This window comes from Arthrobacter sp. B0316-1-20, from assembly GCF_059091865.1.
Window position 1 is genome coordinate 147,804 of record NZ_JBNHHC010000002.1, and the last position, 20,791, is coordinate 168,594.

The following is a 20,791-nucleotide window of genomic DNA, read 5'->3' on the forward strand; positions in this document are numbered from 1 at the left end:
CGGCCAGCCGGGCGTGCGTAAAGGGGCGGACGACGCCGAAATGCCCCGGCAGGGCTGTTGCCGCTGGCTGGCCGGGGCGTGGAATCAAGGGTTCTGGGCGGTCTTTCCGGGCCGGTGTGGGGCGCGCTGTTCACCGCGCTCGCGGTCATGGCCTCCCGAAAGGACCAAGGCCGCCGGTTCCATGAGCGCTGACGTGTGGCTCGTCGCCGTTGCCGTCAATTGCCCCGCGGTGCGTGGGCCCGCGTCGACTCGTCCGTGGCCCGTCGTCGTCCATCACCCATGGACTATTCGGCAGGCGTAGCCGTCATGAGGACGCAGTTGAATAGGTGTTGGGGCGTGGAGTTACAGTCGAACCAGTAGGACACGAGGACGGGGGAGCGATGACCCGGGGAGACCGGAAGCTGGGACTGTGGCTGGGCCTGGGAACGGCCGTTGGCTACGCCGTGGCCAACGTCGCCGGGGCCGTGCTGCTTCGGGACAGGCTGCCGGACCCTCTCGGCATCCACTGGGGACCTGCCGGTCTGGTGGACAGTACCGGAAGTTTTTGGCTGCATGTGATCCCCGGATCACTGGCCCTCTTGTTGGTGACGGGCTTGCTGGCCGGGACAGCGGTGGCCAGCGGGATGCAGGCGCCAGGTAGCCGCTGGATGTTGGCCGGCGGCATCGGCCTGGGCGGAGTCCTGACCGCAATGCTGCTCGCAGGCCTGGTCGGTCAGCTCGACCGGACCGACGCCATGGGTGCTCGGATGCATCTGCCGACCTTGGTTATCGGCTCGTTGGCCGGAATCCTGTGGGCGTTGTTCTGTGGTTGGCTCTACCGGCCGCCGGGACACCCGGAAACGGGTGGTGAGGTCGCCCCGCCGCCGACGGCTGGTACCGGCGCTGCCGCCTCCGGCCGAACGATGACGGTGACGATCCGGGCAGGCAGAGTCTTCAACCTGCTGCTGTTGGTCCCCTTGGCGGTCCTGGCTGTGGCTGCCGTGGCGGCGCCGCCCTCTGTGCTGCCGGTCCTGATTCCGGCCGCTTTGCTCATTGTCGGAGCTGTCGTCGTCTGCCTGCGGGGCCGGGTGGTGGTGGACCCGCGGGGCATTCGGGTTTACGGCGGCGGTTTCTGGCGGATGCTGGCTGTGCCTCCCGCCGAGGTGCGTTCGGTGGTGGTCCGCGAAATCAAGGCCATGGAGTATGGCGGCTGGGGCTACCGGATCAGCGGCCACGGCGTCGGCTTCATCACCGGCAGCGGCCCGGCACTGAGAGTACGCCGCAAGGCGGGCATGGACTTTATCTACAGCGTGGATACCCGGGAGCACGCCGAGCAGCTCGCCGGCCTGCTCGGCGGGTATGCCAGCCTCGATGCGTCCGGCGGCACAGGCCCGCGACGGTAACGTCGAACTCGAAAGTTCAACCCGCCGCCGCCGTGTATCCCCGGAACACCCCCGCGAAGGCGGGCCGCCGCCGTCGCAAATCAGCGCAAATCAGGACCGCCGCGCCTGCTCCAGTAGGCTGGAAGCCGCCATTCTCCCTCCCCACACGCCACAGAAGGACCCCATGCGCGTTCACATTGCCACCGACCATGCCGGCCTGGACCTCAGCCACCACCTGATTGAGCACCTGACCGGGCAGGGCCACGAGGTCATCGACCACGGGCCCACCGCGTACGACGCCGAGGACGACTACCCTTCGTTCTGCATCAACGCCGCGCTCGCCGTGGTGGCGGACCAGGCGGCCGGCGTGGACGCTCTGGGCATCGTGTTGGGCGGCTCCGGCAACGGCGAGCAGATCGCGGCGAACAAGGTCAAGGGCATCCGCGCCGCGCTGGCCTGGAACCTGGACACCGCCAAGCTGGCCCGCGAGCACAACGACGCCAACGTGGTGGCAGTCGGCGGCCGCATGCACAGCGTGGAGGAAGCCACCGCCATCATCGAGGCGTTCTTGGCCGAGCCGTTCTCCAACGCCGAACGCCACGCCCGCCGGATCGGCAAGATCGCCTCCTACGAAACCACCGGCGAGGTCCCGGCCTAACCATGCCCGAAGGCCATTCGGTCCACCGCCTGGCCCGCCAGTTCCAGGACGTTTTCGCCGGTGCGCGGCTTGCCGTCTCCAGCCCGCAGGGCCGGTTCGCCGCCGGCGCCGGCCGGCTCGACGGAGCGACGCTGCTGACTGCCCGCGCGCACGGCAAGCAGCTGTTTTTGGACTTCGACAACGGCTTGGTCCTCCGGGTCCACCTGGGCCTGTACGGGGCGTGGAGTTTCGGCGGGGACGCGACCTTCCGCGGCGCCTCCAGCATCGGCGCGCCGCGCCGGGTGGGGGAGCGGGAAACGTACGACGACGGTGCTCCGGTTGAGTACGACGGCCCGCCGGAGCCGGTGGGCCAGGTGCGGGTCCGGCTGGTGTCCGACCACGGCTGGGCGGACCTCCGCGGCCCCACCGCCTGCGAGGTGCTCACGCCCGAGGAGGCGTCCGCCGTCGTCGCCAAATTGGGGCCGGACCCGCTGCAGCATGAGGTTGACCCGCCGCAGGATGAGGCTGAGCCGCCGCAGTACGGCGCCGGCCGGGCCGCCGACTTCGTCCGCCGGCTGACCTCCAAGAGCACGGCCGTGGGTCAGCTGCTGATGGACCAGAACGTCGTGGCCGGCGTCGGCAATATCTACCGGGCCGAAACACTGTTCCGCCGCGGCCTGAGCCCGTGGCTGCCCGGCAAGCAACTGTCCCCGGAGGAGGCCGGGCTGTTGTGGGCGGACATCGTGGACGTGATGAGCGACGGCGTCCGCGACGGCAAGATCATCACCACCCGGCCCGAACACCGGGACACCGACGCCGCCGGCCGGGCGCTGCCGGTTTGGCCGGACAACGCTTACTACGTGTACCAGCGGCAGGGCATGGCGTGCCGGGTCTGCGGCAACCCGGTGGCGCTGACGGACATGGCCGCCCGCAAGCTCTACTGGTGCCCCACCTGCCAGCCGGCCTGATGTCGGCGGGTTGCGGCCGGCCTGACTACGGCCACCCTTCGGCCTATCTGGCGTATCCGGCAGCCAGCCCCTGCCTCATCCGCCACCCGTCGGTGTCGGATCAGCGGCGAGGGCACCCTATCTCCGGCGAGGGCACCCTTTTCCGGCGAGGGCACCCTTTTCCGGCGAGGGCACCCTCCACGGACCGTGCCCTCGCCGATATACCCCGCCTTGACCGATATACCCCGCCCTGGAGGATCCGGGGCAGGGCGGCAGCAGGATTCGTAAAGTCACTGTGTTCCCGCCGAGCGCCTGTCCGAATCACCCGCGCGCGCCCGTTCCCGCCGAGCGCCTGTCCGATCCGGCCGATCGCGCGCTAGCACACAGTGCCGGCCAGCTCGGCCGCGGCATCGGGCACGCCGATTTGTTGAACGGGGCCGCCGTCGTGCTAAAGTTTCAACGTCCTCGGGGATGTAGCTCAATGGTAGAGCCTCAGTCTTCCAAACTGATTACGCGGGTTCGATTCCCGTCATCCCCTCGCAGAGAGAGGCGGTCCGGTAGGGGCCGCCTTTTCTGTTAGCGGCTGCGACGCCAGGGTTTCATCGGCGCAGCAGCCACGCGGAACGTAATTGTGCAGCAGGCCGGGATAGCCCGTAGACTTGCGTGTGCACTACGGGGCGTAGCGTAGTGGCTAGCGCGCCTGCTTTGGGAGCAGGAGATCGCAGGTTCGAGTCCTGTCGCCCCGACTCTGTATTCTTGGTGCAGATTTAACCCCTATAGCTATCAGGAGTCCTAACGCTGTGAAGAGCGCTGTCGAAACCCTCACCCCCACCCGGGTCAAGCTCAACGTTGAGGTCCCCTTTGAGGAACTCAAGCCCAGCATCGACGCGGCGTACAAGACCATCGCGGGTCAGATCCAGGTTCCCGGCTTCCGCAAGGGCAAGGTTCCGGCCAAGCTGATCGACCAGCGCGTCGGCCGCGGTTACGTGATCGAGACCGCTATCAATGAGGGGCTGAACGGCTTCTACCAGGGCGCCATCGAAGAGACCGGCATCCGTCCGCTGAGCCGCCCCGAGGTTGAAATCACCGAGGTTCCGGACCCGGCCGCCACCGAGGGCCAGCTGGCCTTCCACGTTGAGGTTGACATCCGCCCCGAGATCGAGCTGCCCGAGTATGCCGGCCTTGAGGTGACCGTGGAAGCCACCGAGGCCTCCGAGGAAGACGTGCAGAAGGCACTGGACGACCTGCGCGGCCGCTTCGGCACCCTGAAGACCGTTGACCGTCCGGCCGCTGCCGACGACTTCATCACCATGGACCTGTCCGCCAAGGTGGACGGCGAAGAGGTTGATTCCGCCGCCGACCTGTCCTACCAGGTGGGCGCCGGCACCATGCTCGAAGGCCTGGACGAAGCCGTTACCGCGCTGAGCGCCGGCGAAGACGCCACGTTCGAGACCAAGCTGGCTGGCGGCGAGCACGCCGGCAAGGACGCCACCGTCACGGTGAAGCTGAAGGCCGTCAAGGAGCGCGAGCTGCCCGAGGCCGACGACGACTTCGCCCAGCTGGCGAGCGAGTTCGACACCATCGCCGAGCTGAAGGAAGACCTGGCCAAGCAGGCTGCCGACGCTAAGGTGATGGAGCAGGGCGTCGAGGCCCGCGACAAGGTGCTGGACAAGCTCATGGAGCTGGTCGAGGTTCCGGTGCCGGAATCCGTCGTCGAGGAGCAGCTGGAACAGCACTTCCGCCCGGAGAACAGCCACGGTGAAGACCACGACACCGAGGAGCACCGCGCCGAGGTCCGCGAGAACACCGCGAAGGCCTTCCAGAACGAGATCGTGCTGGACGCCGTGGCCGATAAGGAAGAGCTGGGCGTCAGCCAGGCCGAACTGATCGACTACATCGTCTCCTCCGCCGGCCAGTACGGCATGGATCCGAACCAGTTCGCGCAGCTGCTGGACCAGTCCGGCCAGGTCGGCATGATGGTGGGCGAGGTCCGCCGCCGCAAGGCCCTGGCCAAGGTCCTGGAGTTGGCCAAGGTCACCGACTCGAACGGCAACGAGGTGGACCTGAGCGACTTCGTCCGCCCCGCCGGCGACGAAGAGCCGAACATCGAAGACATGATCCAGGCTGCCGAGGCTGGCAACGCGGAGGGCGCTGAGGAAGCCGATGCCGCGGACATCGAGTCGATGGAAGACACCGAGGCCGAGGGCGCTGACGAAGCTGACGCCGCGGACAGCGACTCGATGGATGACACCGACGCTGCCGAAGAGGCCGCCGAAGCAGACAAGAAGTAGGCAACCCCTGCCGCATCGACGGACCGCCGGACTCCCCACAGGGGACCGGCGGTCCGCCGCTTTAACTACCCCGCCGAGCGCGCGGCCAACGGCCCTGCGGAAGGCAAGCTCCGGCGTCGTGATTCTGCTGCAGGCAGAGGTTTTCCCGCGCCAACACTGGCCTGATGCGCCGTCAGCGAACAGTGCGTTGTCAGGGAGGAATCGGGCAGCTGAACACGTTACTGTCCAAGTAGGTAAACGACCCGAGGGCCACCGGATGACGGTTGGACCCCGGGAAGAAGCGAGAGGTATTTCAGCATGTCGAATGAATCCGCCACTCCGATGATGGCTTCGGTCGAGGCCGCCAGCCGCGAAGACTACATCTACAACCGCCTGCTCAAAGAGCGCATTATCTGGCTGGGCTCCGAGGTGCGGGACGATAACGCCAACGCCATCTGCTCGCAGTTGCTGCTGCTCTCGGCCGAGGACCCGGAAAAGGACATCTACCTCTACATCAACTCGCCCGGTGGTTCGGTCACGGCTGGCATGGCCATCTACGACACAATGAAGTTCATTCCGAACGACGTGGTGACGGTGGCTACCGGCCTGGCGGCGTCGATGGGACAGTTCCTGCTGTCCTCGGGCACCAAGGGCAAGCGCTATGCCACCCCGCATGCACGGATCCTGATGCACCAGCCGTCCGGCGGCATCGGCGGTACGGCCTCCGACATCCGGATTCAGGCCGAGCTGATCCTGCACATGAAGCAGGTCATGGCCGAACTGACCGCCGAGCAGACCGGGCAAACGGTTGAGCAAATCCTGATCGACAACGACCGCGACAAGTGGTTCACAGCCGAGGAAGGCCTGGCTTACGGGTTCTTCGACAAGATTTCCGCCCACGCCGGCGGCGTCACCGGCGGCGGCGGAACGCAGAACACCAGCTCAGACCCGACGGAATCCTGAGCCCCCGCGCCACCGACCCGAATACAAGCAGGAGAATCTCATGGACTACAACTTCGGCGCCGCTGCCGGCGGTTACGCCGCGAACATGCCGCAGAGCCGCTACGTGCTGCCCCAGTTCGAGGAGCGCACACCGTACGGCTTCAAGCGCCAGGATCCCTACACCAAGCTGTTCGAGGACCGCATCATCTTCCTGGGTGTCCAGGTGGACGATGCCTCGGCCGACGACGTCATGGCCCAGCTGCTGGTGCTTGAGTCGACGGACCCGGACCGCGACATCACGATCTACATCAACTCGCCGGGCGGCTCGTTCACCGCGATGACCGCGATCTACGACACGATGCAGTACATCCGCCCGGAGATCCAGACCGTGTGCCTGGGCCAGGCTGCCAGCGCCGCCGCGGTGCTGCTGGCTGCGGGTACGCCGGGCAAGCGGCTGGCGCTGCCGAACGCCCGTGTGCTGATCCACCAGCCGGCGCTGGGTGGCGGCGAACGCGGCCAGGCCTCCGACCTGCAGATCCAGGCGGACGAAGTCATGCGGATGCGGGCCTGGCTGGAGGACGCGCTGGCCATGCACTCGGGCAAGGACGCGGCGCAGGTTAATAAGGACATCGAGCGCGACAAGATCCTCACGGCCGACGGTGCCCTGGAATACGGGCTGATCGACCAGGTGCTCGACTCCCGCAAGATCCACAAACCGGCGATCACCAAGTAACAACAGGTAAGATTGCTCAGATTGCCTTCACTGCCCGTGGCGCGTCATATCGCACCACGGGCAGTGTGGTTACTGAAACTGTCGGCGCAGTGAATTAGAGTTGGTGTCAGCCAGCTTCGGCAGCGCAGCACCGGCTCTGTATCAACGCAGCATCAACGCAGCACTTTTAAGCAGAGTCAGTGCACCATAGCTGCCGCGGCAGGCGGCCGACGTAGGACCAAGTAAGGGGACGGATATGGCTCGCATAGGTGAGAGCGCTGACCTGCTCAAGTGCTCTTTCTGCGGCAAGAGCCAGAAACAGGTCCGGAAGCTGATCGCCGGCCCCGGCGTGTACATCTGCGATGAATGCATCGAGCTCTGCAACGAGATCATCGAAGAGGAGCTGGCCGAGGTTTCGGACCTGGGCAGCTTCGAACTGCCCAAGCCGCGCGAAATCTTCGACTTCCTGCAGGAGTACGTGATCGGCCAGGAGCCGGCCAAGCGCGCGCTGGCGGTGGCGGTCTACAACCACTACAAGCGGATCCAGTCCGGCCATGCACCCAAGGGGACGGCCAACCTGTCCGATGCCAGTCCGCTGGAGGACGTGGAAGTCTCCAAGTCCAACATCCTGCTGATCGGTCCCACCGGCTGCGGCAAGACCTACCTGGCCCAGACGCTGGCCCGCCGGCTGAATGTTCCCTTCGCGGTCGCAGATGCCACCGCGCTGACCGAGGCCGGCTATGTGGGCGAGGATGTGGAGAACATCCTGCTCAAGCTGATCCAGGCCGCCGACTATGACGTCAAGAAGGCCGAACAGGGCATCATCTACATCGACGAGATCGACAAGATCTCGCGCAAGAGCGAAAACCCGTCGATCACCCGCGACGTCTCCGGTGAAGGTGTCCAGCAAGCACTGCTGAAGATCCTGGAAGGGACCGTGGCCTCGGTTCCGCCGCAGGGCGGGCGGAAACACCCGCACCAGGAATTCATCCAGATCGACACCACCAACGTGCTGTTCATCGTGGCCGGTGCCTTCGCCGGGCTGGAAGAGATCATCGGGTCGCGGGCCGGCCGCAAGGGCATCGGCTTCGGGGCCCCGCTCAAGGACGCGGCAGCGGAAAAGGACAGCTACGGCGAGGTCATGCCCGAGGACCTGCTGAAGTTCGGCCTGATCCCGGAGTTCATCGGCCGGCTGCCGGTGATCACCACGGTATCCAACCTGGACCGCCCGGCACTGATCAAGATCCTGACCGAACCGAAGAATGCCCTGCTGCGGCAGTACCAGAAGATGTTCCAGCTGGACGGCGTGGAACTGAACTTCGAGCAGGAAGCGCTGGAAGCAGTGGCGGACCTCGCGCTGGAACGGGGGACCGGCGCCCGCGGGCTCCGGGCGATCATCGAAGAGACCCTGCAGCCGGTAATGTTCGACCTGCCCAGCCGCGAAGATATTGCCTCTGTGGTGATCACGGCCGACGTGGTGCTTAACAAGGCGGAACCGACGCTGATTTCCCACGACGTGGTAGCCAAGCGGCGGAACAAATCGGCCTGACGCCGCACCACTGACGACCACCGGACGACCGCACGAGGACCAGACAAGGGGACACACTATGGCCCGCACCGCCGGAAGCGCGGAGCTTCTCACCTGCTCGTTCTGCGGGAAGAGCCAGAAGCAGGTCAAGAAGCTGATCGCCGGCGGCGGCGTCTACATCTGTGACGAATGCGTCGGGCTGTGCAACGAGCTGCTGGAGGAAGAATTCGGTGCCGGCGCGGCCGCCGCTGAACTGGGTCAGCTGCCCAAGCCGAGGGAGATCTTCGGGTTCCTGCAGGAATACGTGATCGGCCAGGAGCCGGCCAAGCGCGCCCTTGCTGTGGCGGTCTACAACCACTACAAGCGCATCCGCTCCGGCCACGCTGCCCCGGGCAACGCCGCGCTGTCTGCCGCCGGCGAGCTGCAGGACGTGGAGATCTCCAAGTCGAACGTGCTGCTCATCGGTCCCACCGGCTGCGGCAAGACCTATCTGGCCCAGACGCTGGCCCGCCAGCTGAACGTGCCGTTCGCGGTGGCGGACGCCACCTCCCTGACCGAGGCCGGCTATGTGGGCGAGGATGTGGAGAACATCCTGCTCAAGCTGATCCAGGCCGCGGACCATGACATCAAAAAGGCCGAACAGGGCATCATCTACATCGACGAGATCGACAAGGTGACCCGCAAGGGCGACGGCCCGTCAATTACCCGGGACGTTTCCGGCGAAGGCGTCCAGCAGGCGCTGCTGAAGATCCTGGAAGGAACCGTGGCCTCGGTGCCGCCGCAAGGCGGACGAAAGAACCCGCAGCAGGAGTTCCTCCAGATCGACACCACCAACATCCTCTTCATTGTTGCCGGCGCCTTCGCCGGGCTGGAAGAAATCATCGGCTCGCGGGCCGGGCGCAAGGGCCTCGGTTTCGGCGCCCCGCTGAGGGACGCCGCCCGGCAGCAGGACAACTACGGCGAGGTCATGCCTGAGGACCTGCTCAAGTTCGGGCTGATCCCGGAGTTCATCGGCCGCCTGCCGGTGATCACCACGGTGGCCGAGCTGGACAAGCCGGCGCTGATCAAGATCCTCACCGAACCGAAGAATGCGTTGATCCGCCAGTACCAGAAGATGTTCCAGCTGGACGGTGTGGAGCTGGTCTTCGAGCAGGACGCCTTGGACGCCGTGGCGGACCTGGCCCTGGAGCGGGGGACCGGAGCCCGCGGACTGCGCGCGATCATGGAAGAGACGCTGCAGCCGATCATGTTCGATCTGCCCGGCCGCGACGACATCGCCACCGCCGTGATCACCGCGGCGACGGTGCTGGACGGGGATGAGCCCACGCTCATCCCGCACGATGTGGAAGCCATCCGCCGCCGCGACTCAGCCTGACCAAAGATCCTGTGCGGCCGCCAACGCCGCGCACTCACCTGCAGCGAACTCCGTTCCGGCGGAACAAAACCTCCGGCGGCGCCGTTACGCACAACAGCACCCATAACCGGTCCCATGAAGGAGTACTGCCATATGTCTGAAAACGCCGCACCGTCCACCGTTGACTTTTGGTTCGACCCGGCCTGCCCGTTCGCCTGGATCACCTCCCGCTGGATGCTGGAGGTCGAAAAAGTCCGCGAGGTGAAGGTGGACTGGCACGTGATGAGCCTCGCCGTACTCAACGACGGCCGCGACGAGCTTCCGGAAGATTACAAGGAGTTCCTGAAGCAGGCATGGGGGCCGGTCCGGGTGATCATTGCCGCCCAGGAGCTGCACGGTGAGGCCTACGTAGGGAGGCTCTACGACGCCATGGGCACCCGCATCCACAACGAGGGGAACAACGACTACGAGTCCGTCACCGCCGCCGCTCTGGAAGAGGTCGGCTTGCCCGCTGAGCTGGCCCGCTTCGCCACCTCGGACGAGTACGACGAGCAGCTGCGCGCCAGCCACGAGGAAGGCATCTCCAAGGTAGGCGACGAAGTCGGAACCCCGGTGGTGGCCTTCAACGGCACCGCCTTCTTCGGACCGGTGATGACACGGATCCCGCGAGGCGAGGACGCCGGCAAGATTTTCGACGGCGCCGTGGCGCTGGCCGATTTCCCGTACTTCTACGAGATCAAACGCTCCCGGACCACCAGCCCGGAATTTGACTGATCGATTCCGCCGGACCTTCCCCGGCTAACAACTGCCTCGTGCCGACACGCCATAGCAAGCCGGAAATTAATTCGGCACAGCTATGGCGTGTCGGCTTGCACAGGAGTATAAATATCTATACGCATCCACCAAAAGATGCGGGACCGAACACCAAAGATTCAGTGACAGGTAGTGGACTAGCTCCACAAACTGCCAGCCAGTGACGAGGCTAGGAAGACCTGAAAATCCGAGGAGTTCGCGAGATCCAAAGCCGTCACCTTTGGATCAAAAGAGTCGAAGCCCCACCAACGGCGAAACGCTGATGGGGCTTCCCCTCGTTAACGGCTCTGTAACCGGTTACTCGGCCGTTGCCTCGACGGCGGCAAGTTCCACCTTGGTGACCGTCAGTTCGCCCTCGGCCTCGGCCAGCATGACCTCACGGGCATTGCCGGCGGCCTTCAGGTCGCCCAACCCGGCCTCCAGCTGCGCAACCTGGGCGGCCGAACCGCTGATGGTCGCCGTGAGCACCTCGGTGCGCTGCTTGACCTTGGCTTCCGACTTCGCCTTGCGGATACCGCCCAGCGCCAGTCCGACCGTGCCCAGCAGGTCCTTGTCCGCAGCCGAGGCAACCGAGGCGAGCCCCGCCGTCGTCGGCCATTCAGCGCGGTGCACGGAACCGGCGCGCCACCAGCCCCAGACCTCTTCGGTGGCGAAGGGCAGGAACGGCGCGAACAGGCGCAGCAGCGCGTCCAGCGTGGTGGCCAGAGTGGCCAGGACCGAATCCTGCTCCGCTTGGCCGGCGGCACCGTAGGCGCGGTCCTTGATCAGTTCCACGTAGTCGTCGGTAAAGGACCAGAAGAAGCTTTCGGTGACCTGCAGCGCCCGGGCATGGTCGTACTTCTCGAACGCTGCCGTGGCGGTTTCCACCACATCGGCCAGCTGACCCAGCAGCGAGATGTCCAAGGGGTTGGTGACCACAGCGGCGTCGTCGCCAATCACCGACGCCTCGGTGGCGCCCAGGTTCAGCACGAACTTGGAGGCGTTGAGCAGCTTGATGGCCAGACGGCGGCCGATCTTCATCTGCGCGACCTCGTAGGCGGTGTCCGCGCCGAGCTTGGCCGAGGCCGCCCAGTAGCGCACCGCGTCCGCGCCGAACTGCTCCAGCACGTCGGTGGGGACCACCACGTTGCCCTTGGACTTGGACATCTTCTTGCGGTCCGGGTCCAGAATCCAGCCGGAGAGCGCCGCGTGCTTCCACGGCGCACAGCCGTTCAGTGCATCGGCGCGCACCGCGGTGGAGAACAGCCAGGTGCGGATGATGTCATGGCCCTGCGGGCGGACGTCGAACGGGAAGACGTTGTTGAAGAACGCCTCGTCCCGGCTCCACTTGCCCACGATCTGCGGCGTCAGCGACGAAGTGGCCCAGGTGTCCAGCACATCGGCGTCGCCGATGAAGCCGCCGGGCTGGTTGCGCTGCGACTCCTCGTAGCCCGGCGCCGGCTCCGCGGCCGGGTCGACCGGCAGCATGTCATCGCTGGGCAGCACCGGGTTGTCGTAGTCCGGGTTGCCGGAGGCGTCCAGCGGGTACCAGACGGGGATCGGCACGCCGAAGAAGCGCTGCCGGGAGACCAGCCAGTCGCCGTTGAGGCCTTCGATCCAGTTTTCGTAGCGCGATCGCATGAACGCGGGGTGGAACTCGATTTCGCGGCCCCGGGAGATCAGCCGTTCGCGCCGGTCCTCGTCCCGTCCGCCGTTGCGGATGTACCACTGGCGTGAGGTGACAACCTCCAGCGGCTTGTCGCCCTTTTCGTAGAAGTTGACCGGGTGGGACATCTTCTTGGGCTCGCCGTCCAGCTCGCCGGCGGCGGTCAACAGCTCCACCACCTTCTCCTTGGCGGAGAACACGGTCTTGCCGGCCAGCTCGGCGTAGTTCGCCTTGCCTTCCTCGGTGGTGATCCACTCCGGCGTCTCGGCCACAATCCGGCCGTCGCGGCCCACGATGGAGCGGGTGGGCAGCTGCAGCTCGCGCCACCAGGTGACGTCGGTCAGGTCGCCGAAGGTGCAGACCATGGCAATGCCGGCGCCCTTCTCCGGCTTGGCCAGCGGGTGCGCCTTGACCTCCACCTCCACGCCGAACAGCGGGGACTTCACGGTGGTGCCGAACAGCTTCTGGTAACGCTCGTCGTCCGGGTGGGCCACCAGCGCAACACAGGCGGGCAGCAGCTCGGGGCGGGTGGTCTCTATGTGGACCTTCCTGCCGTCGGCAGTCTCAAAGGCATAGCGGTAGTAGGCGCCGGGCATCTCCCGGTCCTCCAGCTCGGCCTGCGCCACGGCGGTGCGGAACGTGACGTCCCAGAGCGTCGGGGCCTCCGCCATGTACGCGTCGCCGGCGGTCAGATTGACCAGGAAGGCACGCTGCGAGACCGAACGGGACACGTCGTCGATGGTCCGGTAGGTCAGGTCCCAGTCCACGGACAGGCCCAGCGTGCTGAAGAGGTTCTCGAAGACCTTCTCGTCCTCCACAGCCAAGGTCTCGCAGAGTTCAATGAAGTTCCGGCGCGAGACCACGTCGAAGTCGCGCTGGTTCTTCGCCGGCGTGGCCGGCGGCTGGTAGTCCGGGTTGTACGCGACCGACGGGTCGCAGCGCACGCCGTAGAAGTTCTGCACGCGGCGCTCGGTGGGCAGGCCGTTATCGTCCCAGCCCATCGGGTAGAACACATTCATGCCGCGCATCCGCTGGTAGCGGGCCAGCACGTCCGTCTGTGTGTAGGAGAACATGTGTCCCACATGCAGCGATCCGGAGGCCGTCGGCGGGGGAGTGTCGATCGAGTAGACCTGCTCCCGCGTGGTCTCGGGGTTGAACTTGTAGGTTCCCTCCGCGCGCCAGCGCCGGGACAGGGCCTCCTCAAGGCCTTCGAGGGCGGGCTTGTCGGGAACGTTTACGGAAACGGGCGTGTCTGTGCCCGGGGTATGGTCTGCCATGCTGGCCATTCTTTCATGCCGGGCACGGAATGAAGATTCGCGACGGCGGTGCAACCTACCTGCCTCGGCCCGCCTCGCGTAGCATGCGGCTATGACGGACGTGCAGATCAAACGGGTCTACGAACCGGCCGACGACGGCGACGGCTACCGCGTACTGGTGGACCGGATCTGGCCACGAGGCATCAAGAAGGATGAGGCAGGGCTGGACCTCTGGCTGAAGGAAGCGGGAACATCCGCCGAGTTGCGCAAGGAGTTCAGCCACCAGCCCGAGAAGTTCGCAGCGTTTACGGTGGCGTACCGGAAGGAGCTGGACGGTTCCGAGGCGCTGCAGCGCTTGCTGGAACTGGCCCGCGAGCATCCGAAGCTTTGCCTGCTTTACGGCGCCAAGGATGAGACGCACAACCAGGCGGCGGTGCTGCGTGACCTGATCCTGGAAAAACTCGGCGGGGAAGCCGGCTGACATGGCCCGGTGGATGGGGGCTCCCGGGTCGCCTGTTGCAGGGGGCAGACGTGCTGGGGGCCGTGCCGTTCTGGGGTTGGTGGGTGCGGCGGTTCTGGGCGCTGCCATGCCGGGCTGCGGGGCTTTCACCGGGTTCGCGGCGCCGCCGTGCATGCCGCCGGAGTATTCGGTAAGCCCCACGGAGGCGAGTCCGGGGCAGACCGTGGCGGTGTCGGCGCCGGACGCCGGCTGCAACCCGCGGTACGGCAGCGACGCCCAGATCGAAGTGATGGTGACCGACGCTTCCGGCGCAGAAGTCCTGCGCGAAACCGCTCCGATGAACGACGGCGGCGGCTTCACCTATACATTCACGGTCCCCACCGAAAGTGCGGCCGGCGAAGCCACGGTCACGGCGATGCCCTATAACGTCGACTGGTGCGATGACACGGGCCGGAACAACCGCGCCGCAAAACCTCCTGCTAACACCATGGAACGGGTGTCTTGCGCGATGCCCGTGAAGCCCCTCATCATCAGCCGCTAGGCCGGCCTGGCAAAAAGAGCCACGTCACCGGTCCGGCCCGCGCAGCGGCGCATCACTGAGTGTTCGCATTCGCTGTCAAGGTCCTTCGGCCTCTCTGCGTCTGCCGTTACGCTGGGTTTTATGACGAAGCGCGCAGTAGTAACCGGAGCAAGTTCGGGTATCGGGGCAGCCACCGTAAGGGCACTGCGTAGCAGTGGCTGGGGCGTGGTGGCGGTGGCCCGCCGCGCCGAAAGGCTTGCCGCGCTCGCCGCAGAAACCGGTGCTGTTGCGATGCCCGGCGATGTGACCGACCAGCACTCCGTCGACCAACTGGTGGCCGAGGTGCTGGCGGACGGCGGGATCGACGCGCTAGTGAATATCGCCGGCGGCGCCTTCGGAGTGGACTCGATCGCCGAGGGCAAGTTCGCTGACTGGGAGAAGATGTACGACGTCAACGTGCTCGGCTCGCTGCGGATGATCCAGGCTTTCCTGCCCGCCTTGCGGGAGAACGGCGAAGGCTCGGTAGTGCTGCTGACCTCCACGGCAGGCATCGTGGCCTACGAAGGAGGCGGCGGCTACGTGGCCGCCAAGTTCGCCCAGCATTCCATGGCCGGCACGCTGCGGCTGGAAGAGGCCGAACACAATGTGCGGGTGATCGATATCCTGCCGGGCTTGGTGCAGACCGAAGAGTTCTCGCTCAACCGCCTTGGCGGCGACCAGACGGCGGCGGACAATGTCTACTCCGGTGTGGAGAAGCCGCTGCTGGCCGAGGATGTCGCCGACGTCGTGGCTTATTCGCTCAACCTTCCACACCACGTGAACCTTGACCAGATCGTCATGCGCCCTGTGGCACAGGCGGCCGCGCACAAGCTGATCAGGAAATAGGAGTTCGGAGCGCCCGGCCACAGCGCGGAATAGCCGGCCCGGCGGGGTCCGCACCGGTTGGCGCTGCCGACTAGGCGGCATCCGTTACCGGTTCGCGCTGCCCACCCAGGCCGACTATCCCTACACAATTGAGGAATCCGATTGCTTCGAATCTGTCTTCGAAGAAAAATGGATGCATGGCCATCGCACCGCTCGAACAGGAACCCGGGATGCTTGCTTCCCTGGCTCGGGTGCGCGTCGAACTGACCAGCGAGGCCCGTAGCTTCGTGGCTGGAATGGAGGCCATGTCCACCAGTGAACTGGCGGCCACGGTGGCAGCCGTGGAGGACATCTCCAAGATCGTGGAGTTCTTCCAGCTTGCAGGCGCTTGGGCAGTAGAGCGGGCCGATGTTGCAAGCGTCGGGGAGCGGGACGGACTCTTCGGAGGCACTGCTGCTAAGTGCCACGGTGCCGATTCATTACCGGATGGTGGCGCAGTCTCTGCGGCAGGTGCGGATACGGACGTGGACGTGCAAGCGCCCAAGTGGGCTGATCCCGCGGAGGCAATGGGAGCCGAAGCCCCGGCAAAAGGCGGCAGCGCCGGCCGGGGCACTGAGTTCCGAACGAATGCGGAGTATCTGCGGGCCCGGCTCGGGATTAGTGCAGGCGAGGCCAAGCGGCGGATCAGGGTCGGTCAGGCGGCGCTCGCCGGGCGGCTGGCCTCCGGGGAACTGGGCAGTGTCCAGCTACCGGTGCTTGGTAAAGCGCTCGCGGAGGGCCGCATTGCCAGCAGGGCAGCGTCACTGATCACAGATGCCGTGGCACGGGTGCGTCCGACTGCCGGGATGGACACTGCGTCGAAGATGGAGTCGGCGCTGGTGCTTCAAGCAGTGGAAGCCGACCAGGACGTTTTGGGCAAGGTCGCCAAAATGTGGGAGGCGGCCGCCGACGCCGACGGGAAGGAGCCATCCGAGGCGGCGCTGCGCGCGAAGCAGGGCGTGTTTTATCGCGGACGGCGCGGGGGCTTGCACTACTTCACTTTGGCGGCCGATGACGCTCAGTACCAGGCGCTGGCGACGGTGATGAATTCAGCGACCAATCCGCGGCTGACCGGGGAGAACGTGACTGCCGGCAATGGCACAGGCATGACCACAGCTGCCACCGTGGATGCAGGCGGTGAGGTGCCGGGTACTGCGGCCTTTTTGCCCGCTCCCATGTCCGGGACAACAGGCGCCGTGTTTGAGGATGGGTCGACGGATCTGGACGCTGAGACGTTGGATCCGCGGTCGTTCGCGCAGAAGCAGTTGGCCGGTTTGGTGGCCGGGTGCGTGGTGGCTTTGTCTGCCGGTAGGCTGCCGGCCACCGGCGGACACCGGGCACAAATCATGGTCACCACCGGTTACCAGGAACTGGTCAGCGAGTTAAGCGGACCGGCGCATCCGGTGTTCGGCCATCCCGTCTCGGTCAAGACTGTACGAAGACTGGCGTGCGACGCGTCCATCATTCCGGTGGTGCTAGGTTCTCAGAGCGAGGTCCTGGATCTGGGCCGCGCGTCACGGTTTTTCACCCCAGGGGTTCGCAAGGCGCTCGTCGTCAGGGACTGCGGGTGCGCGTTCCCCGGCTGCACAATGCCGGCCGTTTGGTGCGAAGCCCACCACATCGTGCCCTGGTATCGGGGCGGTCGGACCACTGTGAACAACGGTGTGCTGCTCTGTATTTTCCACCACGACCTGGTTGAACAAGGTGACTGGGAAATCGAGGTCCAGAACGGCATCCCTTGGTTCATCCCGCCCGGCTATATCGATCCGCGCCGCCGCAGAAGACGCAACCGATATTGGCACACCAAAGTTCCGGATGTGCCGGCAGGGCGCAGCGTTTCGACAGTCACGCCGCTGTGGCCCTAAACTTGAGCTACAAGCTTTGACCCGACCATCACCGGCGAGCTTCCGGAAGAACGGTCCAGATAGCAACAGCGGGCCTAGTAGAGCCGGACGGGTAAGCCCGTCACAGCAGCGAACGAGTGGCTGTCCCTTTGCACCGGTTTCGGCGCATTAGGCCAGCAAGTGAGGTGGTACCGCGGGTTCCGCCCGGCAGCAGGTTCGGCTTTTCAGGCCGCACCGGTGCGCCGGAGCAGGACACGTCCTCGCAGAAGTACCCACACTTGCCGAGCTGTCTTTCCAGGATGACGAAAATGCCACAGATCTATCCCAAGGCCTCCACTGCCGGCGCTGCCGCTGCCGAGAGCTCGCCCAAGTTCCCCGAGATCGAGGAGCTGGTGCTCAAATACTGGCAGCAGGACGGCACGTTCCAGGCCTCCGTGGATGCCCGCGACGCCGGCGAAGACGGCGGGAACGAGTTTGTCTTCTACGATGGGCCTCCTTTCGCCAACGGGCTGCCGCACTACGGCCACCTGCTGACTGGCTATGTAAAGGACCTGGTGGCCCGCTACCAGACGCAGCGCGGCCACAAGGTCGAGCGCCGCTTCGGCTGGGACACGCACGGCCTGCCCGCCGAGCTGGAGGCGATGAAGCAGCTGGGCATGACGGACAAGAACCAGATCCTCGCCATGGGCATCGACAAGTTCAACGATGCCTGCCGCAGCTCGGTGATGAAGTACGCCGACGAATGGCAGAACTACGTCACGCGCCAAGCGCGCTGGGTGGACTTCGAAAACGACTACAAGACGCTCAATGTCGAGTACATGGAGTCGGTCATCTGGGCGTTCAAGCAGCTGCACGAGAAGGGCCTGACCTACCAGGGCTTCCGCGTGCTGCCGTACTGCTGGCGGGACGAGACGCCGCTGTCCAACCATGAACTGCGGATGGACGACGACGTCTACAAGATGCGCCAGGACCAGACGGTCACGGTCACCTTTCCGATTCTTGCCGAAGGCTCGGAGAACCCCTTGGCCGCGGAGCTGGCCGGCGTTAACGCGCTCGCCTGGACCACCACTCCGTGGACGCTGCCCACGAACGTAGCCCTCGCCGTCGGCCCCGACATCAGCTATGTGGTGCTGCCGGCCGGTCCGCACGGCACGCAGGCAACGGGGGAGAAGTTCCTGCTGGCGGAGGACCTGCTCGGCGCCTACGCCAAGGACCTGGGGTACGACGACGCCGCTGCCGCCACCGAGGCGGTCGCCGCCACCTACGCGGGCACCCAGCTGGCCGGCCTGCGCTACGAGCCGCTTTGGGACTACTACACGGACGCCGAAAAGTGGGGCACCGGCAACGGCTGGCAGATCGTGGTGGCCGACTACGTGACCACCACCGACGGTACCGGCCTGGTCCACCAGGCGCCGGCGTTCGGCGAGGACGACCAGAAGATCTGCGAGGACCACGGCATCCCGGTGATCGTATCCGTGGACGAGGGCGCCAAGTTCCTGTCCACCTTCGCCGAGGGCCCGCTGGCCGAGATCGCCGGCATGCAGGTATTCGAGGCGAACAAGCCGATCACCCGGGTGCTGAAGGCCGAGGGCCGGCTGGTCCGGCAGGCCAGCTTCGAGCACAGCTATCCGCACTGCTGGCGCTGCCGCACGCCGCTGATCTACCGCGCCATCTCCTCCTGGTATGTGGAGGTCACCAAGTTCAAGGACCGGATGGTCGAGCTGAACCAGCAGATCAACTGGATCCCGGAAAACGTCAAGGACGGTCAGTTCGGCAAGTGGCTGGAGAACGCCCGCGACTGGTCCATTAGCCGCAACCGGTTCTGGGGTTCACCCATCCCGGTATGGGAATCGGACAACCCGGACTATCCGCGCCGCGAGGTGTACGGATCGCTGGCCGAGCTGGAGGAAGCGTTCGGCAACCTGCCGCGCAACCACGACGGCGAGGTGGACCTGCACCGTCCGTACATCGATGACCTGGTCCGACCGAACCCGGACGACCCGACCGGCCAGTCGATGATGCGCCGAGTGGAGGACGTGCTGGACGTCTGGTTCGACTCCGGCTCGATGCCTTACGCCCAGGTGCACTACCCGATGGAGAACAAGGACTGGTTCGACAGCCACAACCCGGCGGACTTCATCGTCGAGTACATCGGCCAGACCCGCGGCTGGTTCTACACCATGCACGTGCTGGCCACCGCGCTGTTCGACCGGCCGGCGTTCCGCAATGTGATCAGCCACGGCATCGTGCTCGGCTCGGACGGGCAGAAGATGTCCAAGAGCCTGCGCAATTACCCGGACGTGTCCGAGGTGCTGGACCGCGACGGCTCCGACGCCATGCGCTGGTTCCTGATGGCGTCACCGATCCTGCGCGGCGGCAACCTGATCGTCACCGAGCAGGGCATCCGCGACGGCGTCCGCCAGGTGATGCTCCCGCTGTGGAACGTCTGGCACTTCTTCAAGCTGTACACCAACTCCGCGAACCATGGTGCGGGCTACGAGGCGGTCTCCGTCCTCGGCGACACCGCCCGGATCGACGGGATGGAGTCGTTGGACCGGTTCATCCTGGCCAACACCGGCGACCTGGTCCGGGATATGACCGCCGCGCTGGACGCCTACGACGTCTCCGGTGCCTGCGACGCGCTGCGCGAGTACCTGGACACGCTGACCAACTGGTACATCCGCCGTTCCCGCCAACGGTTCTTCGACGAGGACCGGGACGCATTCGACGTGCTCTACACCGCCCTGGAAACCGTGTGCCGGATGGCCGCTCCGCTGCTGCCGCTGGTGACCGAGGAGATCTGGCGCGGGCTCACCGGCGGAAGGTCGGTCCATCTGACCGACCTGCCCGACGCCGCTGAGTTCCCGCAGTTGGCCGAGCTGGTGGAACTGATGGACACCACCCGGCAGATATGCTCGTCCGGCTCAAGCCTGCGCAAGGGTGCGAGCCTGCGGGTGCGCCTGCCTCTGGCCTCGCTGACCGTGGTGGTCCCGGGCGCCGAACGACTCTCCGGCCAGTACGCGGTTATGATCCAGGACGAACTGAACATCAAGTCCGTCCGGCTGATCGACGCCGCCGACGCCTCGCCGGAGGAGTTCGGCATCTCGCAGAAGCTGGTGGTCAACGCCCGGGCAGCTGGACCGCGGCTGGGCAAGAACGTGCAGCAGGCCATCAAGGCGGCCAAGTCCGGTGACTGGTTGGTGGACGACGCCGGTGTGGTCACCGCCGGGGGACTGGTACTGGAGCCGTCGGAATACTCGCTGGAAACGGTGGTCGCCGAGGACGCCGCGGCGGGTGCCGCCGTCACTATGCTGCCTGGCGGCGGGTTCCTGGTTTTGGACACCACCGTGACTGCCGAACTGGAGGCCGAGGGAGTGGCGCGCGACTACGTGCGCACCATCCAGCAGGCCCGCAAGGACGCCGGACTGGTAGTCAGCGACCGGATCCGTACCACGGTGACGGCGGACCAGTCCGTGCTCGACGCGCTCACCTTGCACCAGGGGCTGGTGTCGCAGGAAACCCTCACCGTGGACCTGGTCCTGGTGGCCGGGGACGGCGATGCCGTGTCCGTGGAAAAAACCGGATCCTGAAGGGGTACC

Annotated in this window: 15 protein-coding genes and 2 tRNA genes; 16 read left to right on the plus strand and 1 reads right to left on the minus strand. The window is 65.8% G+C overall.

The features are described from left to right. Positions 1-380: 380 nt before the first annotated feature. The 11 genes from AC5RW2_RS03670 (at position 381) to AC5RW2_RS03720 (ending at position 10,525) form a co-directional block, all read left to right on the plus strand. Positions 381-1,382, plus strand: a complete 1,002-nt coding sequence (locus tag AC5RW2_RS03670) for a hypothetical protein (RefSeq protein WP_493962194.1) — start codon at positions 381-383, stop codon at positions 1,380-1,382. 163 nt (positions 1,383-1,545) lie between these two features. Beyond that, positions 1,546-2,019: a ribose-5-phosphate isomerase gene (locus AC5RW2_RS03675; protein WP_493962193.1), complete on the plus strand. Its 474-nt coding sequence runs from the start codon at positions 1,546-1,548 to the stop codon at positions 2,017-2,019. A 2-nt stretch (positions 2,020-2,021) separates the two neighbouring features. Then, positions 2,022-2,966, plus strand: coding sequence for an Fpg/Nei family DNA glycosylase (locus tag AC5RW2_RS03680; protein WP_493962192.1), 945 nt, complete (start codon positions 2,022-2,024; stop codon positions 2,964-2,966). A 446-nt stretch (positions 2,967-3,412) separates the two neighbouring features. Beyond that, positions 3,413-3,483 (plus strand) — tRNA-Gly (locus tag AC5RW2_RS03685). 135 nt (positions 3,484-3,618) lie between these two features. Then, positions 3,619-3,691: transfer RNA gene (locus tag AC5RW2_RS03690), tRNA-Pro, on the plus strand. 54 nt (positions 3,692-3,745) lie between these two features. Next, positions 3,746-5,236 (plus strand): trigger factor, encoded by a 1,491-nt coding sequence (tig, locus tag AC5RW2_RS03695; RefSeq protein ID WP_493962191.1) that lies wholly within the window; start codon positions 3,746-3,748, stop codon positions 5,234-5,236. A 297-nt stretch (positions 5,237-5,533) separates the two neighbouring features. Continuing rightward, positions 5,534-6,178 carry an ATP-dependent Clp protease proteolytic subunit gene (locus tag AC5RW2_RS03700; protein WP_493950672.1) on the plus strand — a complete coding sequence of 215 codons (645 nt, stop codon included), beginning with the start codon at positions 5,534-5,536 and terminating at the stop codon, positions 6,176-6,178. A gap of 40 nt (positions 6,179-6,218) precedes the next feature. Beyond that, a complete protein-coding gene (locus AC5RW2_RS03705) occupies positions 6,219-6,890 on the plus strand; it encodes an ATP-dependent Clp protease proteolytic subunit (RefSeq protein ID WP_493950671.1) in 672 nt (223 codons plus the stop codon). 235 nt (positions 6,891-7,125) lie between these two features. Continuing rightward, a complete protein-coding gene (gene clpX / locus AC5RW2_RS03710; protein ID WP_414958766.1) occupies positions 7,126-8,418 on the plus strand; it encodes an ATP-dependent Clp protease ATP-binding subunit ClpX in 1,293 nt (430 codons plus the stop codon). A 58-nt stretch (positions 8,419-8,476) separates the two neighbouring features. Then, on the plus strand, positions 8,477-9,772 hold the full coding sequence (gene clpX, locus AC5RW2_RS03715) for an ATP-dependent Clp protease ATP-binding subunit ClpX (RefSeq protein ID WP_493962190.1): 1,296 nt from the start codon (positions 8,477-8,479) through the stop codon (positions 9,770-9,772). 132 nt (positions 9,773-9,904) lie between these two features. Next, a complete protein-coding gene (locus tag AC5RW2_RS03720; RefSeq protein WP_493962189.1) occupies positions 9,905-10,525 on the plus strand; it encodes a mycothiol-dependent nitroreductase Rv2466c family protein in 621 nt (206 codons plus the stop codon). A gap of 336 nt (positions 10,526-10,861) precedes the next feature. On the opposite strand, the gene valS is transcribed toward AC5RW2_RS03720, so the two are convergent. Beyond that, positions 10,862-13,486 carry a valine--tRNA ligase gene (valS, locus tag AC5RW2_RS03725; RefSeq protein WP_493962188.1) on the minus strand — a complete coding sequence of 875 codons (2,625 nt, stop codon included), beginning with the start codon at positions 13,484-13,486 and terminating at the stop codon, positions 10,862-10,864. A 91-nt stretch (positions 13,487-13,577) separates the two neighbouring features. Between valS and AC5RW2_RS03730 the strand changes: the two genes are divergently transcribed. The 5 genes from AC5RW2_RS03730 (at position 13,578) to ileS (ending at position 20,782) form a co-directional block, all read left to right on the plus strand. Continuing rightward, on the plus strand, positions 13,578-13,946 hold the full coding sequence (locus AC5RW2_RS03730) for a DUF488 domain-containing protein (protein ID WP_493950667.1): 369 nt from the start codon (positions 13,578-13,580) through the stop codon (positions 13,944-13,946). A gap of 202 nt (positions 13,947-14,148) precedes the next feature. Continuing rightward, on the plus strand, positions 14,149-14,466 hold the full coding sequence (locus tag AC5RW2_RS03735; RefSeq protein ID WP_493962187.1) for a hypothetical protein: 318 nt from the start codon (positions 14,149-14,151) through the stop codon (positions 14,464-14,466). A 120-nt stretch (positions 14,467-14,586) separates the two neighbouring features. Continuing rightward, complete coding sequence (locus AC5RW2_RS03740) at positions 14,587-15,330, plus strand: SDR family oxidoreductase (RefSeq protein ID WP_493962186.1); 744 nt, start codon at positions 14,587-14,589, stop codon at positions 15,328-15,330. A gap of 320 nt (positions 15,331-15,650) precedes the next feature. Then, entirely contained in the window at positions 15,651-17,213 is a 1,563-nt protein-coding gene (locus tag AC5RW2_RS03745; protein ID WP_494073696.1) for an HNH endonuclease signature motif containing protein, read from the plus strand. Between the two features lie 278 nt (positions 17,214-17,491). Next, complete coding sequence (gene ileS / locus AC5RW2_RS03750; RefSeq protein ID WP_493962184.1) at positions 17,492-20,782, plus strand: isoleucine--tRNA ligase; 3,291 nt, start codon at positions 17,492-17,494, stop codon at positions 20,780-20,782. Positions 20,783-20,791: the final 9 nt, after the last annotated feature.

What these genes read in the sequence shown, in the direction of transcription:
- AC5RW2_RS03670 (WP_493962194.1), top strand. Translation starts at nt 381, where the DNA reads ATGACCCGGGGAGACCGGAAGCTGGGACTGTGGCTGGGCCTGGGAACG.
- AC5RW2_RS03675 (WP_493962193.1), top strand. Translation starts at nt 1,546, where the DNA reads ATGCGCGTTCACATTGCCACCGACCATGCCGGCCTGGACCTCAGCCAC.
- AC5RW2_RS03680 (WP_493962192.1), top strand. Translation starts at nt 2,022, where the DNA reads ATGCCCGAAGGCCATTCGGTCCACCGCCTGGCCCGCCAGTTCCAGGAC.
- AC5RW2_RS03700 (WP_493950672.1), top strand. Translation starts at nt 5,534, where the DNA reads ATGTCGAATGAATCCGCCACTCCGATGATGGCTTCGGTCGAGGCCGCC.
- AC5RW2_RS03705 (WP_493950671.1), top strand. Translation starts at nt 6,219, where the DNA reads ATGGACTACAACTTCGGCGCCGCTGCCGGCGGTTACGCCGCGAACATG.
- clpX (WP_414958766.1), top strand. Translation starts at nt 7,126, where the DNA reads ATGGCTCGCATAGGTGAGAGCGCTGACCTGCTCAAGTGCTCTTTCTGC.
- clpX (WP_493962190.1), top strand. Translation starts at nt 8,477, where the DNA reads ATGGCCCGCACCGCCGGAAGCGCGGAGCTTCTCACCTGCTCGTTCTGC.
- AC5RW2_RS03720 (WP_493962189.1), top strand. Translation starts at nt 9,905, where the DNA reads ATGTCTGAAAACGCCGCACCGTCCACCGTTGACTTTTGGTTCGACCCG.
- valS (WP_493962188.1), bottom strand. Translation starts at nt 13,486, where the DNA reads ATGGCAGACCATACCCCGGGCACAGACACGCCCGTTTCCGTAAACGTT.
- AC5RW2_RS03730 (WP_493950667.1), top strand. Translation starts at nt 13,578, where the DNA reads ATGACGGACGTGCAGATCAAACGGGTCTACGAACCGGCCGACGACGGC.
- AC5RW2_RS03740 (WP_493962186.1), top strand. Translation starts at nt 14,587, where the DNA reads ATGACGAAGCGCGCAGTAGTAACCGGAGCAAGTTCGGGTATCGGGGCA.
- ileS (WP_493962184.1), top strand. Translation starts at nt 17,492, where the DNA reads ATGACGAAAATGCCACAGATCTATCCCAAGGCCTCCACTGCCGGCGCT.